Here is a 15,324-nt window from a genome sequence, read left to right as displayed (position 1 = left end):
AAAAACTACTGCGATTGATTCTAATATTTCTGGTATTTGCACTCATGGCGGCGCTGTCCGCGATTACCGCGCTTGCGTGCTCGCCGGAAGACAGTAATCCGGAACATCATGAAAACATTATACAGACCGATGAGGAAAAGCCAACCTGTCTAGCGGGAGGATACTATGTACTGGAATGTACCGTCTGTGGGATGAGATGCACTTATCAAACTGACCCTGCCTTGCCCCACAGCTTTGGACCGTGGGAAGTTGTTCCGGGTAAAGAACCTACCTGTACACAATCCGGCACAAAGCGAGCGTATTGCAGTACATGCAACAAGTGGTATGAAATGCCCGCGCCGCCAACGGATCATTTTTGGGTTATTGATAGCCGCGTATTCGCGACCTGTACTACTTCAGGATACACTCGTTTTATCTGTGATGACTGCGGTACGGAAGGAGACACTGTCACAATGCCTGCGCTGGGTCACAAATTCGGTGCGTGGTTTACTACGACACAGCCCACCTGCATGGCGACCGGCATCCAAAAACGTGAGTGCACGCGCTGCGGTGCGACGGAGACAAAATCGATTGCCAAGACGGACCACAAATTCGGTGCATGGTTTACCACGACGCAGGCCACCTGCACGGAGGAAGGCATGCAGAAGCGGGAGTGCGCAACCTGCGGTGCGACGGAGAGCCGCGGGATCCCCAAGACGGGACATAAATTCGGCGCGTGGTTCACCACGACGCAGCCTACCTGCATGGAGACCGGCATCCAAAAGCGGGAGTGTACGCAATGCAGTGTAACGGAGACAAAACCGATTGCCAAGACGGATCACAATTGGGACGCCGGGAAAGTGGTCGCACAACCGACAACAAGCCAAGAGGGAGTTATGCAATGGATATGCAATATGTGCGGCACGATACGCACAAATCCAATTCCCAAGCTCAAACCGGGAACGACAGCGGCTCCGCGCACAACACCGACTCCGGCGCCTACGGCTCCACCACGCACATCCGCCACAGCTACACCGAAGGCCTCGCCCACGGCTTCACCGCACACATCCGCCACGGCTACGCCGAAGGCCTCGGCAACAGCATCACCTAATGCGGCTGCCTCGGCCTCGCCGGGTATTTCGCCTACGGCTTCGCCCGGCGCATCAATTGTCGGGACAGCGGATAGCGACGGAAAGAATGGCGATAGGGGCGAAAAGAACGGATTTGGTGAGAACGCTGTCGGTAAAGATGTTCCTCAAAAGTACGAAAAAAACAATGCGCAGACAGCAGAGCGCAGCTTCTCCGTGGGAAAAATCCTTGTATTCACACTTGTGCCAACGCTTTTGATTGTTGCCGTCGTCGTTTTTCTACTCGTTTGGAGAAAGAAAAAAAGACAGGTTTAACGGACATTCTTTCCGGATAGTGAAGAGGTTAGCTCATCGTACAGCGCGTCCCGCCAAGGAGCGACCGTTCATGAAAGATTGGCAGATTGATAATTTTATTACACATTGGGATTACCGATATATTCCACAGGTGTGATTGATATACTTTAGAAAGGAGTGGTTATGTTGCAGGTTGTAATTCAGAAAATTCCGGAAAATTCGCAGGAATTTGAAATTCTTGCCGCTGAAGGGCGGCAGCCGGAACATATCTGCGCACTGTTTCTGTGTGCATTGGCGCTGTTTGACAGGGACAAAGATGCAGGCGCTGCCGCGATGAACCTTCTGCGCGGTCCTAAGCCCATGACACCGTATGACTGTCAATTTCTGCGCGACCGACTGCGCGGCAAGGTCTATCTGCCGCTTGCATATTTTGAAGGCGCAACGCCGGAAAATGGGTATCAGCCGTGCGTGCCATACACGCTGAACGTGCTGGCAGACCCCAGACCTCAGGATATAGAGCCGGGCTATATGCGCGTGTTTCTTAAAACGTCCGGCGCGGATTCACCGCGTCCCATGAAATTGCGGCAGAAGGCTTCGACCGGCGAATGGTTCCTCTGGGAATATTCCAGTATTCTCAGCGGCATCCGTATTCCCGCGGCGGAAGACCCGTGGGCATAATAAGTAAAGAAAGGGAGTACAGAAAATGGGACTCATTAAAGCAGCATTGGGTGCGGCCGGCGGCGTAATGGCCGACCAATGGAAAGAGTATTTTTACTGTGAATCAATTCCGGAAAACGTTATGGCGGTCAAGGGACAGCGGCGCGTTTCCGGGCGCAGCAGCAACACAAAGGGAAGCGAAAACATCATCTCGAACGGTTCCGTCGTTGCGGTGGCGGACGGACAGTGTATGATCATTGTTGATCAGGGCAAGGTTGCGGAGCTTTGCGCCGTGCCGGGTGAGTTTGTCTATGACAGCTCGACGGAGCCGACGATCTTCTCCGGTGAGTTGGGAACCAGCATCTTAGACACGTTCAAGAATATCGGCAAACGCTTTACTTTCGGCGGCGAGCCGCCCAAAGATCAGCGTGTCTACTATTTTAACACGAAAGAGCTCATTGGCAATAAGTACGGCACGCCCTCTCCGGTGCCGTTCCGTGTTGTCGACCAGCGCGCGGGCATTGACATTGACATCGCCATTCGTTGCTTCGGCGAGTACAGTTACCGAATCAGTGACCCGATTCTGTTCTACACGAACGTATGCGGCAACGTCAGTGAAGACTATACCCGCGACCGTCTGGACGGTCAGCTGAAAACCGAGCTTTTGACGGCGCTTCAGCCCGCGTTTGCGAAGATTTCCGACATGGGAATCCGCTATTCCGCGCTACCCGGTCATACAATGGAACTGGCCGAGGCATTGAATGAAGTTTTATCCGGAAAATGGCGCTACCTGCGTGGACTTGAGATCGTTTCCTTTGGCGTTTCGTCGGTCAAGGCGAGCGAAGAGGATGAGCAGATGATTAAGGAGCTGCAACGTAATGCGGCGTTTATGGATCCGACGAGAGCGGCAGCCTATCTTGTCGGTGCACAGGCTTCCGCGATGCAATCTGCGGCGTCGAATCAGAGTGCAGGCCCTGCAATGGCGTTTATGGGCATGAACATGGCAGGTCAGGCGGGCGGCATGAACGCGCAGAATCTCTATCAGATGGGCGCACAGCAGCAAGCAGCGCAGCCTGCTCCGGCTCCGGCAGCTGCTGAAGGATGGAACTGTTCGTGTGGACAGAGCGGTATTACCGGAAAATTCTGCCCGAACTGTGGCAGTAAAAAGCCGGAACCAAAGCCTGCTGCCGAAAGCTGGAAATGTCCGCAGTGCGGCGCGACGGCAAGCGGAAAATTCTGCCCAGAATGCGGCACCAAAAAGCCGGAATCGCAGGCAGACGGCTGGACGTGTAGCTGCGGTGCGGTGAACAAAGGAAAGTTTTGCGCTGAATGCGGCAAGCCGAAACCGGCCGGTGTTCCGCAGTACAAATGCGACAAATGCGGCTGGGAGCCGGCTGACCCGACACACCCGCCCAAGTTCTGCCCGGAATGCGGCGATCCGTTTGACGACGGGGATTTGAAGTGAGAAAAGCATCCATAATCGCTCTGACCATCGCGTCGGCGGTTGTGTTTATCGCACTGGCGGGCGTATCGCTGTATCGGTATTATATCGATAGCCGGATTCAAGATGGAGGTAGGATGGAAAACCCGGATACATACAGAACAGGAAAAGATCTGGTGGAATTTGAGTGGCGACAGAACCACAGGAATTTTTACAGCTGCTTTTCACTGAAATTCTACCGGGAGAAGGATATGCCTCTGCTGACCGGCCGGTTTCCGGACCGATCCGGCGACGAGATGAGAGAAAGCGAAACGGATGCGTTTTCCAACCCAATCCCTTGGCAGCTTACGTGGGTGCAATGGTTTGAACTTCAGAATATGCTGGCAGAGTCGGATCTGCCCGCGTACCGAAAGCTGTCTCCAAATGTCCAGGACGAAACCGACAGCGAAATCCGGGTCATTTGGCGCACCGATGACGGGAACGAGATTCAAAAGCTCAGCGGCAGCCATGCAGAAGCGCTGGAGACCTTGGTGCTGAGTATTGCCGAAGAAGCTTATGCCACGTCAAACCTTGAAACGGAGTAATGCGAGATATGCCAAACGGCAGTCGTACATTTTGCGCAGAATGCGGGGCCAAACGCCCTGCGAAAGAATAAAAACAAACCATACGATTTATTGTAACAGGAGGATTTACCATGAAAGGACATAAATTTTTGAAGGTTACCGGAATTTTGATGATCATTGCCGCAGTATTTTCCATCATTGCGGGTGTTCTTGTCGGTGGACTGGGTGTATTGGCGGCGGGACTCGGTGCGGAATCCGGTCTGACATTTCCATATTGGGCGGCGCTGTTCCTGACGCTGGTCGGAGGAATTTGCCAGATGATTGCCGGAATCAAAGGCATTAAGCACAGAAAGCGCAGCGAAAAAGCAGGAAAGCTCATCGTGTGGGGCGTGATTGTGGCCGTATTCAGCGTATTGAGCATTGTGATGAGTCTGGTCAACGGCGGCGAGTTTAATGTCGTAAGCATCCTGACAGGAATAGCTATTCCGGCCTTGTATATCTACGGTGCGGTACTCAATTCCAAGGCAGACACGCAGTAACCGTATAATTCAAGTAGCATACACAAAGGAGTTTGATACATATATGGGACTGTTTGATAAAAAATATTGCGATATTTGCGGAGAAAAAATAGGGTTACTTGGCAACCGCAAGCTTGAAAACGGCAATCTCTGCAAAAACTGCGCCCAAAAGCTTTCCCCTTGGTTCTCTGATCGACGCAACAGCACTGTTGAGGAAATCAAGGCACAGCTTGATTACAGGGAAGAAAACCAGAAAAAGGTCGCGGCATTCCACACAACCAGAACGCTCGGCGCGGACACCAAGGTGCTTCTTGACGAGGACGCGGGAAAATTTATGGTGACACGTGCCAGAAATCTCGTGGAAGCCAACCCGGATGTTTTGGATTTTGCAGACGTGACCGGCTGTAATCTCGACATTGACGAGAGCCGCACGGAACTTAAGCGTGAGGATAAGGAGGGGAGGGAGATTAGCTACAATCCCCCGCGGTATGAATACTCCTATGATTTCTACATCACCATATTCGTCAACAACGATTACTTTGACGAAATACGCTTCAAGATCAATTCCGATTCCGTAGATATTACACCGCCTCCCGCAATGCGACCGGGAATGACGACCCGATGCAATCCGGAGACTAACGTTGAGTACCGCAATTGCAAAAAGCTCGGCGAGGAAATCCGGCAGGTTCTGACGCAGGTCCGCAAGGATGTGCGCCAGCAGATTGAACAGGAGGCCGCACCTAAAACGGCAGTCACCTGTCCCTACTGTGGCGCAACGACCACACCGGACGTGAACGGCTGTTGTGAATATTGCGGTGGCGCGGTAAGAGGATAAATATCCATCAAATGATAATTAAAGAAAGAAGGACAAAATAATGAAAAAGTTTGTAGCATTGCTTCTGATTGTGGTTACGCTTCTAACACTTGCTGCCTGTGGTAGCAAGGATGCGTTAGCCGGAACATGGTCCGCCGAACTTGGCGCAGACGGTACGATCACATGGACATTCAACGGAAGCGGCAAATGCACCATGGAAAATGCTTACATGAAACAGGACGGTACGTACACCATTGAAGGTGATCAGCTTACGGTGACACTGGAGGCATGGAGTGATCCATCTACTTATACATTCTCCGTAGATGGAAACAGCCTTACCATGAATGAGAATTCCGGCTACGGCATCAGCGGCACCTTTACGAAAAAATAGCCGTGCAGCTTACCATTAACACTATCCGCCCTCTGACCTCTTAGAAAGGAGAAAAAACGATGAATAACCTTACAGGCAGTATGAAAGACGTTGCATTCGCTACCAGTCCCCGTGAATTTGATCTTCCTTATTCTACCACACTGGAAGAAATCATGCAGAAACTCAATGCGCGCAGAGCAGCGTTCCAGATGCCATTCCAGATCAAAGGAGGCGTTCCCGGACAGCGCATCTCGTTTGAGAAAGAACCAAATGTGGACGTTGGCCTCTGGCTTTACCTCAAGGATGGCACACACATTCGGATTCAGCCGGTCATTACGGAGGCCAAGATGTCGGTTGGCGGTATGCGCGTTGATAAGAACAGCGCACTGCGCAAGGGTCTCAAGGGTGCGACGGTCGGTCTTGCAACGGAGCGTGGCGCCTATATTGACACCGTAACGGAAACCGTGAAGAAGATTTTGAACGGTGAGGCAGTAGAGGACTATGTTGCGCCGGAGGTTCCGGTCGAAACGAAGGACTGGATGACAACGTTCTTGCTTTGCTTCTTCCTTGGCGGTCTTGGTGTCCACCGCTACTATGTCGGTAAGATTGGCACAGGCATTCTCTATACGCTGACGGCAGGCCTGTTCGGCATCGGATACCTTGTCGACTTTATCAAGATTCTCTGCGGTAAGTTTACCGACAAGGACGGAAACCTTATCCGGCGCGAAAAGAAATAAGAAAAAATGTCTCAGGTAGGCACGGCTGCTTTTTGCCGGGATTATACGTTGTTTTCTGCTGATTGGCAGATTTGTGCAACCCTGAAGGATATTGGGAGGAAATTATGAAACAGACGAAGACCAAGCTTCTATGCCTGATTCTTGCGGCACTGATGCTGCTCAGCGGCCTCACCGCCTGCGGAAAGGATAAGGAGGGGAAAGACTCCAATTTGCTCAAGCTCGGTGACTATGAGCTGCTCTACAAGGGCGCATGCATCATGGAAGATTCGGACGGAAACGACGCAATCGTTCTGACACTGGACTTCACAAACAACAGCAAGGAAAACGCCTCATATCTCTGGAGTGTCGATGAGACGGTTATGCAAAACGGTGTAGAGCTGGAACCTGCATCTATTATCACGGACTATGAGAACCTTGAAACCGTAGTGAGCGATCAGTTTACGGATGTTGCGCCGGGTGCAACGCTGGAAGTGCGGACAGCCTTCGTGCTAAAAGACACGACCAGTGAAGTCAAAGCGACCTTTGAGGAATTTCTCGGCAGCAAAAAAGGTACAATCACCGTTGACCCGGCTACGCTCAGCCGGGAAACGGTCTCCGATACGAAACCGGAGACCACCGGTACGACCGGAGACACATTGCTCGATTGGTGGAACGGCGAATGGTACGGCTGGTGGAAGATGAGCGGTTGCTACGGCGATTATGAAAGCATGGAAGGCGACTGGTGGGATGTCTGCGGCGTCATTGATTTCGACAAGGACTACACAGGCACAATTGAGCTTTGGGATGAGGACTACACGAGATCCAAACCTATGGCTTCCGCGCAGGTCAGTCTGAGCGAAGCCGGAACCGGCGAGCACGGTACGGTGATGTCCGAAGGTGGCTGGTTTACAAACGTAACACTGGAGCATGCCGATTGGATCGTTGACCCCGGTCTTTTGGACTACGATGATATGATCTGGATCAGCGGCGACTATGAAGACGGCGATGACGAATTCCACTATGACATCTATCTGCGCCCGTGGGGCCTTTATTGGAAAGACATGGAGGAAGATGCGTATCCCTACCGGTATACCGATTGGTATCTGCCTCTGATTGACGCAGGCAAGTCTATGCCGGATGCCATCGGAGAAGGTGTTTCGGAGGGGAATGCTCCGACCAACCAGACGAATGCGGCAGCTCCCGGCGGAAACGGCATCGTGACCGAGGAGCAGGTGCAGAAGGGCTACGTTTGGATGAACGAGGTCAATAATAATATTTTTGATGCTACTTACGAGGATATTGTTGCCTACTTCGGCGTAGAAGGCGAGTTTGTCAAGGAAGAGTACAGCGACCACATGCAGTCGAACTACCGCTACTACAAGTGGATTTCGAGCGAAGACAGCTCGCATTTCATCTACGTTAACTTCCGTGAAAAGACTCCGGGCGTTTATACGGTGAGTGCGTACAACACCAGCGGCTTCTCCGGCACAGAAGCCATAGAAAGGTATCTGGACATCGTAAAGGCCGAGGCCGCCGAGGCGAACAAGGCAGCATCCGCAAACGCCGAGATGAAGGACTTCTCCGCGGAAATCGCCCAGTTTGCAAAAGACGATGTTAAGGTCAAAATCATGACGAAGATCCCGGTATCCGGCTGGTCGTTCGATGATAGTGGGCGCTGCCTGGTGGAAAACGACGATCCCACAGCCTTCGGCGCAGGCGCCATCAGATTCGAGGTAAGAACCAATGTGGAGGACTTCGACTACTACAAGGACGACTTTGAAAACTACAAGGATATCGAAGACCGCGTGATCGGCGGCATCACCTTCCGCGGCCGCACCTACAAGCACATCGGCTACAATTGGATCCAGTATGTCGCGCAGCTTGACGACGGCCGCGCCCTTTCCATCGGACTGACGAAATTGGAGTGCGTCCCGGGCACGATGCCGGATATCATTCTCAACAATATGACGTTCCAATAAAAAACGGCTCCCGCTCCAATTTGGAGCGGGAGAATCCGGTTATTCGCGAAAAAACGGGGGGTGATGCGGTGAAGTTCAAAGCGCTCCTCATCGCAGCAGGTCTGGGTATGAGCCTGCTCGGTCTGACCTCCTGCGGTCAGGTCGACGGATGCACCTATCAGTACCCGGAAACATCGGTCCTTTTTGACGATTTCCACGTTACAAAAACCATTTACAGCCAAGGGACGATGAGGCTCTATTACCGCGGCGGGCAGTTCAAAGACAATCCCATCCGCTGCTACGACGCGAATTTTGAGGATTTGGGCGATCAGTTTGACCATACGTTCCGAAACGGCGTTCTGACCGTTCAGGCGGATTTTGCCGAAAAGATCAGCGGGCTGACAATCGAGGACAGGGCGCACGATATCATCTATCGTCTGCGTTATCTGGACTCCTCGCAGTTTGCATGGCTGGCAGACGTGTTCTGGTACGATGAAGGCTGGAGCGAAACGGGAGACCGCGAAGCGTATTACAGTGCAGCCGAGCTGCAAGCGGAAGCCGACAGAAAAGCCGAAAGCCAAAAGGAAGCACAGGAGGTCTTTGCGTTGCTGGAAGGCACGTGGGTTACGGAGGACGGCCTGCAAAAATATGAGTTTGTCGCAAATGAGGACAAAAGCGGTATGAACTGTTGTACTATGTGGTGGAACAACGAGACACAAGAATGGTACAGCTGGAGCATTTTTGTCGAGTCCGCGTTCCGGACAAAGAGCTTTGACTTTGTTTGCGATGCAGATTGCGTTTACGACGAAATTGCAGAAAAGGCTGAAAAGCTGATTACCGTTATACTTGTCAACAGTGACCGTACAGCGGCTGATATGCGCATCTTGTACGATTCGGAAGAAAACGTCATAAAGGACACGGATGCAATTTATCACAAACAGTGAGTTTGCGGGACATATCCGGAAAATGCGGTTATAACTGTGTTCGGCACTACGGACTGCGCTTGCGGGCTGTAACGCCAACTGGGAAGTGAGGAACTTAGATGGCAACACAAATCACAAATTATCAATGTCCCGCCTGTACGGGACCACTCCATTTTGTAGGAGAATCCGGCAGGCTGGAGTGCGATTACTGCGGCTCAAGCTTCGATGTCGCAGAAATTGAAGCGCTCTATGCGGAAAAAGAAACAAAAGCAGCGGAAGCGGCGCAGAAGCAGGAAGAAACAGAAGCGGCTCAAAAATCTGCCGAAGCGGAAAAACAAAAGGCCGCCGCAGGCGGCTCTGACTGGGACACTTCCGGCCTGAACGAGGACTGGGGCACGGACGCGGCTGACATGAAGGCTTACAGCTGCCCGTCGTGCGGTGCGGAGCTGCTCTGCGACGCAACGACTGCGGCTACGTCCTGCCCATACTGCGGAAATCCGTCGGTGCTTCCGGGTCAGTTCGTCGGCGTTTTGAAACCTGATTTTGTGCTTCCTTTTAAGCTGAGCAAGGAGGATGCCATCAAGGCGCTGAAGAAACACTATCGCAAAAAGCCGCTGTTGCCGTCAACGTTCTCCAAGTCCAATCATCTTGAGGAGGTCAAAGGCGTGTATGTACCCTTCTGGATGTATGACGGTGCGGCCAGCGGAAGCGTGCAGTTCCATGCTACCGCTGTACATAAGTACACCTCGGGAGATTATGAAATCACGGAGACAAGCCACTATGACGTGCGCCGCGCCGGTTCTATTGGCTTTGAGAAAATCCCGGTGGATGCGTCGAGCAAAATGCCGGACGACTACATGGATTCCATCGAACCGTATGACTATACAGACCTAAAACCGTTTTCCACGGCATATCTGCCCGGATTTCTGGCAGACAAATATGATGTGAGCGTTGAAAACAGCCGGGAGCGGGCAGACAAGCGCTGCGCGGGTTCGCTGGTGTCTGCGCTGGAAAGCACGGTTTCGAATTACACCACCTGCAATGAAACGAGCCGAGACATCCGTTTGAAGCGCGGCAAAGTGCATTACGCGTTGCTTCCCGTCTGGATTTTGAATACAAAGTGGGAAGGAAAAGATTTCCTTTTTGCCATGAATGGTCAGACAGGTAAGCTGGTAGGCAACCTTCCTGTCAGCACGAAGCGGGTTGTCGGTTTGTTTGCAGCAATCGCGGCGCCGCTCATTGCCATCGGCGTGTCTGCGCTGCTGCTTTTGGCACACTAGGGAGGGCGGAAAAATGAAAGAGAGAATACGCTGTCTCCTGCTGACGTTTATAATCGCGCTTGTATTCTGCGTGAATGTATCCGCAACCGAGCAGACAGGTGCACAGCTTTATTATGTGACGGATGAGGCTGGACTTCTCAGCGAAAACGAAAATATGATGCTGGAAAAGATGGCGGAAACCGTCTCCCAAAAATACGGCATCGGTGTATATATCGTAACCGTGGAGGATTATCGTGACTTCCATTCTGGAGGTGTCTATAAGGCGACCTATACCATCTATCACGAATACACGATGGGCGAAGGACCGGACCGCGACGGGATCATGCTCCTGCTCAGCATGGATGATCGCGACTGGGCGATGTTCTGCTACGGCTCACGCTGCGAGTATGCGTTCAACAGCTATGGTCAGCAGAAACTGGAAAAGGTATTCCTTGATAACTTCGGTGAAAACGACTGGTACGGCGGCTTTGAGGATTACATCAAAGAATGCAGCGTCTATCTGGAAAAAGCAGCCTCAGGAAAGCCGGTTCGAGCGAGTTTGTTTATTCCGATCCTTATCGTGATCGGTCTTTCCCTACTGGCAGCAGCCGTGATCGTCACTGTGATATGGCAGAAAATGGAGAATGTATCGAAAAAAGCAACCGCTAACGCCTATGTTTCCGCGGGGCTTCAGCTTACAGAGCAAACAGATCATTTTACCCATAAGACGACCTCCAGCCGGAAGATTGAGCGCAGCTCTTCCGGCGGCGGGAGCAGCCACAGCGAATCCGGCGGAGGCGGTTCCGGCCGAAGCGGAAAATTCTGAAAGGAGTGGCTATGAAAACAACACCCAGACGCGTGTTCGCGCTATTGCTGGCACTGGTTCTGTTATTGTCGCTCTGCGCCTGTACACAGAAGACGCAAACGGAGCCTGACGAACCCAAAATAAATACTGCCCACAAAAAAACTCCGGAAAGCCAACAGGAGGAAGCTGTATTACAGAGCGACGGGAACGATTTTGTATCACAGGATAAGACCGTGGACACACCGCCGGTGCAATACGCGTTTTCACAGGAGGCAGAGACATCGCTTGGAGGGTTGCGCGACAGAATTGATTTTCCGACGACAATGTTTGGTGCGGCGTATCTCGGCTATGTCGGCGGTCTGTTTGATGAGGGTTTCGAGGCGGGTTTCCCTGCGTGGCTGCAGGAAACCAATGAGGCAATGCTCCTCGAATACCCCTTTATCACAGAGATCAACGATGCGCACATCATCGGCGGCGCGGGGCATCTGTACTGCATTGTGCCGGTCGACGAGAACGCGACGGTTGCAGTCAACCGTGTGCAGTGGAACGAAAAAACACAGACCGATGAGGTCACAGAGGTTCTCTACCGGTCAGAGAGCGGCGAACCGGTGCTGCTCTTTGCAAATCTTGACGGCATTGCGCATGAGGCCGACACCCAGGTCTTTATCACCGACAACAGGGGGAACACCTGCCAATGGTATCCCTCGCTTGATGCGATGAGCCATCTTGCACCGTGTACATCGGAAGCCGGTGACTATCTTTCGTTCGATTTTACGGAATATGCCTGGTATGATATCCCATCCGAATTTTCCGATTGGCTTTCTGACGGCTGGACAGGCATGACCGCGCTTGGCCTTGCCGGATCGCAGAGTACAGGCATGGGCTGGATCACAGAAACCATGGTAGAGGAAACCGGCCGCTATGCCTATTTCTCGCTGCGCTTCTATCGCGAGGATGAGACGGGGGGGACAGTCGATCTGGAGTGGACATACGAAGACAGCGACGACATGGAGGAGATGTGGAGCGGTTTCTGGGCGATTCAAACGATTCCGGACGGGCCGAGCTATGTGACGCTCAGCTTGTCGCTTGTGGGCGGTAACAGCTACGGTGTCACGGACGGCCCGGTGTATCTGTGTGAGACGTATCCTCTCCTGATCAGCCCGAGCGGCACGGAGCTGCTGGTCGGCGCAGGTGAGAGCGGCGTTTGTCTGCCGTTCATGTCGCAAAGCACAACAACATGTGTGCTGACACAGGCCGCAGGATAGAAAGCCTGCAGGAAGCAAACTGCTTTGAGGTTTGCATTTCAAGACACAGCTTCCCTCGGAGATCGCCGCTGCCGCATTTCGGAGTTTTAAAGAGCGGTATTCTTGGAACACGAAGGTCAGAGCGGTCACCGTCCGTTCCATTGAACTCTCGCCCAAAGACAGCGTCGAGCAGCTCACGCTGTTTGATAATGTCCAGCACCGCATGGCAATGGAGAAAGTACAGGATGCTGTGGAGGAGATTCGTGGTCGCTTTGGCAAAAGTGCCATCTCTTACGCCTGCCTCATGGGCGATTTAAAAATGCCCACAGACGGAAGAGATAAAGTCAAAATGCCGGGGCTAATGTATCAATAAACGATGTTTTTCAAATATTTTCTGCTTTATGTCCGTACTATGAAACGCTGAAAGCGAAAGCGGCGAAGTTTGACGCGGCGGAAGAAGCAGGGAAGACCGAGTTGCAAAAGGCGCAGGGCTGCCGGGATTTCCGAGCGAGCTCTGCGCCTTTTTTATTTTCAGAAAAATAGCACCCCGGGCCGAAGGATGGGTGACCGCGGGGCGCTTGACAGATTTACAATTGGATTATATAAAACCGCAAAGGAAATGTCAATAGAAAATTCGAAAAAACGTGGATATTTTTCATGTTTTTAACCTGTTTTTAACGTATTCTTTTCTTTTATCTTTGCAGAAGTCTATTGCAAACCGACACGCAGCGTGGTACAATCGGCTTAAAGAAGTACGTGGAGGAGATTTTGTCGTGAACATGAAAACAATCGGTTCCGCCGTTGTAATCATCTTGGCCGCCATAGTCGGGCTATTTCTCGGCGCTGCCATGAACGACGGGTTAAGCGGCTCCATACTGCTCGCGGTCATCGCAGGGTTCGTCTGTGTGATCTATACGATTGAAAACAGTGGCAAGAAGTAGGGGGTTTTTTATGATTTTACGGTTTAAACAGCGCTTTTTTTCATGGTTCGACAGCTACGATATTTACGATGAGAACGGCAACACGGTGTATGTCGTCAAAGGGCAGTTCTCCTGGGGACACTGCCTGAAAATTTTTGACGCTTACGGCGAAGAGGTCGGCACGGTAAAAGAACGCATCTTCACGTTCATGCCGAAATTCGAAATGTATTTTAAAAACCAATATGTCGGTTGCATCAGCCGCGAATTTGCACTTTTTAAGCCGAAATACAACGTAGAATGCAACGGCTGGAATGTGGAGGGCAACGTTTTGGAGTGGGATTATACCGTTGTTTCCGGAAGCGGTCACGATGTGGCAAGCATCTCCAAAGAGCTGTTCAACTGGACGGACACGTACCTTTTGAACATATACGACCCCGCAGACGCACTGTGCGTTTTGATGATCGTGCTTGCGATCGACGCCGAAAAGTGCAGCCGAAATAACGGCTAAACGCTATTTTCTGTAAAGAAAAGACTTCCGCTCAAGACTGTTTGGCCCGAGCAGAGGTCTTTTCTTTTCCCAAAATTTAAAATGCATAGAACAAAATGCCGAGACCGGCGGAAAGCACGATCATCAAAATGGGCGAGGGTGCTTTCTTTTTAAAGTGCTTATAGCCAAAGTGCAGAATAATCAGCAGCAGCAAAATCACAACACCGCGCAGATCGATCTCGGGGGCGCTTCGTATGGTCGTAAAGCCGAATAGCGTGCTGAGACCCATCGTCAGCGCCGTAGCCAAAATGAGCGCCACCACGCACGGACGCACGCCGGAGAGGAATGCCTGCACACCGGCGTATTTCAGCAGATTACTCAACACTGCCGCAATGAGCAAAATAATGACGAACGAGGGGAGCACCACGCCCAAAGTCGCGAGCAGACTGCCCAACACGCCGCCTTGCGAAGAGCCGATGAACGTCGCCATGTTGACGGCAAGTGGGCCGGGGGTCGATTCGGACACCGCAATGAAGTTGATGAACTCGCTTTCCGTGAGCCAGTGATTCGAGAGCACGGCTTCGCGGATGAGGGAGATCATGCCGTAGCCGCCACCGAACGACACTGCGCCAATCTCAAGGAAGGTCAGGAATAATTTAAAATAGATCATTTCACGTCACCGCCTTTTCCACGCAGGCGCTGTATGAAGTAGGCCGCAAGACCAACCACACCGCTAAGCAAAATAAAGTAGATGGACGAAAACGAAACAGCGAAAACGGAAAACGCTATCATGCAAACCGCTACGCCTGTGACAAGCACGGTATTGAACGCCGTCTTTTCAAGACTTTTCAGCATGCGCACACCGGCGGAAAAGATGAGGTACACAACGCACACCTGAATTCCGCGGAACGCGCAGGAAACGAATTTCAAGCTCAAAAACTGGTCAAAGAATAGGGAAATGAGGTAGATGATGACAAACGAAGGGATACACACCCCAAGCGTGGCCGTCGCCGCGCCGGGCACACCGGCAATGTGATAACCGATATACGTTGCGCTGTTAATCGCTATCGGGCCCGGCGTAGACTCCGCAATCGCGATCATGTTGAGGAACTCTTTTTTATCGATCCACTTTTTCTTTGCGATAAATTCATTTTCCAGCAAGGCAACCATCGCATAGCCGCCGCCGAACGTGAAAGCGCCGATCTTCAAAAATGTGAGGAACAGCGTGCATAGTTTTTTCATTTTTCAACCCCATTTTCTGCAGATTTAAACACGATAATCATACACC

At 51.9% G+C, this 15,324-nt stretch carries 19 protein-coding genes; 16 read left to right on the top strand and 3 right to left on the bottom strand.

Going from position 1 to position 15,324, the window contains the following annotated elements; genetic code table 11:
- Positions 1-466: 466 nt before the first annotated feature.
- A complete protein-coding gene (locus tag R2K26_RS04370) occupies positions 467-811 on the bottom strand; it encodes a hypothetical protein (RefSeq protein ID WP_316518951.1) in 345 nt (114 codons plus the stop codon).
- 69 nt (positions 812-880) lie between these two features.
- Here R2K26_RS04370 and R2K26_RS04365 point away from each other — a divergent pair, with 69 nt between their 5' ends.
- From R2K26_RS04365 to R2K26_RS04290, 16 genes are all read left to right on the top strand, one after another.
- Positions 881-1,090 carry a hypothetical protein gene (locus tag R2K26_RS04365; RefSeq protein WP_316518950.1) on the top strand — a complete coding sequence of 70 codons (210 nt, stop codon included), beginning with the start codon at positions 881-883 and terminating at the stop codon, positions 1,088-1,090.
- A 454-nt stretch (positions 1,091-1,544) separates the two neighbouring features.
- On the top strand, positions 1,545-2,039 hold the full coding sequence (locus R2K26_RS04360) for a DUF6935 domain-containing protein (protein ID WP_316518949.1): 495 nt from the start codon (positions 1,545-1,547) through the stop codon (positions 2,037-2,039).
- Positions 2,040-2,064: 25 nt separating this feature from the next.
- Positions 2,065-3,483 (top strand): SPFH domain-containing protein, encoded by a 1,419-nt coding sequence (locus R2K26_RS04355; protein WP_316518948.1) that lies wholly within the window; start codon positions 2,065-2,067, stop codon positions 3,481-3,483.
- On the top strand, positions 3,480-4,043 hold the full coding sequence (locus R2K26_RS04350) for a hypothetical protein (RefSeq protein WP_316518947.1): 564 nt from the start codon (positions 3,480-3,482) through the stop codon (positions 4,041-4,043). Before R2K26_RS04355 ends, R2K26_RS04350 begins: the two co-directional genes overlap by 4 nt.
- Positions 4,044-4,153: 110 nt before the next feature.
- Positions 4,154-4,561, top strand: a complete 408-nt coding sequence (locus R2K26_RS04345; RefSeq protein WP_316518945.1) for a hypothetical protein — start codon at positions 4,154-4,156, stop codon at positions 4,559-4,561.
- A gap of 43 nt (positions 4,562-4,604) precedes the next feature.
- Positions 4,605-5,375: a DUF4428 domain-containing protein gene (locus tag R2K26_RS04340; protein WP_176821163.1), complete on the top strand. Its 771-nt coding sequence runs from the start codon at positions 4,605-4,607 to the stop codon at positions 5,373-5,375.
- A 40-nt stretch (positions 5,376-5,415) separates the two neighbouring features.
- Positions 5,416-5,745, top strand: coding sequence for a DUF5640 domain-containing protein (locus tag R2K26_RS04335; RefSeq protein ID WP_316518944.1), 330 nt, complete (start codon positions 5,416-5,418; stop codon positions 5,743-5,745).
- 59 nt (positions 5,746-5,804) lie between these two features.
- Positions 5,805-6,461, top strand: a complete 657-nt coding sequence (locus R2K26_RS04330; protein ID WP_316518943.1) for a TM2 domain-containing protein — start codon at positions 5,805-5,807, stop codon at positions 6,459-6,461.
- A 104-nt stretch (positions 6,462-6,565) separates the two neighbouring features.
- Positions 6,566-8,419, top strand: a complete 1,854-nt coding sequence (locus R2K26_RS04325) for a DUF5067 domain-containing protein (protein WP_316518942.1) — start codon at positions 6,566-6,568, stop codon at positions 8,417-8,419.
- 68 nt (positions 8,420-8,487) lie between these two features.
- Positions 8,488-9,342: a hypothetical protein gene (locus R2K26_RS04320; RefSeq protein ID WP_316518941.1), complete on the top strand. Its 855-nt coding sequence runs from the start codon at positions 8,488-8,490 to the stop codon at positions 9,340-9,342.
- Positions 9,343-9,440: 98 nt separating this feature from the next.
- Positions 9,441-10,601 carry a hypothetical protein gene (locus R2K26_RS04315; RefSeq protein ID WP_316518940.1) on the top strand — a complete coding sequence of 387 codons (1,161 nt, stop codon included), beginning with the start codon at positions 9,441-9,443 and terminating at the stop codon, positions 10,599-10,601.
- A gap of 13 nt (positions 10,602-10,614) precedes the next feature.
- A complete protein-coding gene (locus R2K26_RS04310; protein ID WP_316518939.1) occupies positions 10,615-11,406 on the top strand; it encodes a TPM domain-containing protein in 792 nt (263 codons plus the stop codon).
- An 11-nt stretch (positions 11,407-11,417) separates the two neighbouring features.
- A complete protein-coding gene (locus R2K26_RS04305) occupies positions 11,418-12,650 on the top strand; it encodes a hypothetical protein (protein WP_316518938.1) in 1,233 nt (410 codons plus the stop codon).
- A gap of 31 nt (positions 12,651-12,681) precedes the next feature.
- Positions 12,682-13,002, top strand: a complete 321-nt coding sequence (locus R2K26_RS04300; RefSeq protein WP_316518937.1) for a hypothetical protein — start codon at positions 12,682-12,684, stop codon at positions 13,000-13,002.
- Positions 13,003-13,402: 400 nt separating this feature from the next.
- A complete protein-coding gene (locus tag R2K26_RS04295; protein WP_176820918.1) occupies positions 13,403-13,570 on the top strand; it encodes a hypothetical protein in 168 nt (55 codons plus the stop codon).
- Positions 13,571-13,580: 10 nt separating this feature from the next.
- Positions 13,581-14,057, top strand: coding sequence for an LURP-one-related family protein (locus R2K26_RS04290; protein WP_308448326.1), 477 nt, complete (start codon positions 13,581-13,583; stop codon positions 14,055-14,057).
- Between the two features lie 76 nt (positions 14,058-14,133).
- Here the strand turns inward: R2K26_RS04290 and R2K26_RS04285 are convergent, their stop codons facing one another.
- Both R2K26_RS04285 and R2K26_RS04280 read right to left on the bottom strand, forming a co-directional pair.
- Positions 14,134-14,706: a chromate transporter gene (locus tag R2K26_RS04285; protein WP_308448325.1), complete on the bottom strand. Its 573-nt coding sequence runs from the start codon at positions 14,704-14,706 to the stop codon at positions 14,134-14,136.
- On the bottom strand, positions 14,703-15,278 hold the full coding sequence (locus tag R2K26_RS04280; protein ID WP_308448324.1) for a chromate transporter: 576 nt from the start codon (positions 15,276-15,278) through the stop codon (positions 14,703-14,705). The genes R2K26_RS04285 and R2K26_RS04280 overlap by 4 nt, the downstream gene beginning before the upstream one ends.
- Between the last annotated feature and the right edge of the window lie 46 nt (positions 15,279-15,324).

The sequence above is a fragment of the Neglectibacter sp. CSJ-5 genome (assembly GCF_032490475.1).
In the GTDB taxonomy this organism is placed as follows: Bacteria; Bacillota; Clostridia; order Oscillospirales; family Acutalibacteraceae; genus Hominenteromicrobium; species Hominenteromicrobium mulieris.
The sequence above is the reverse complement of the archived record's forward strand: the minus strand, read 5'-3'. Positions and strand labels throughout refer to the sequence as shown.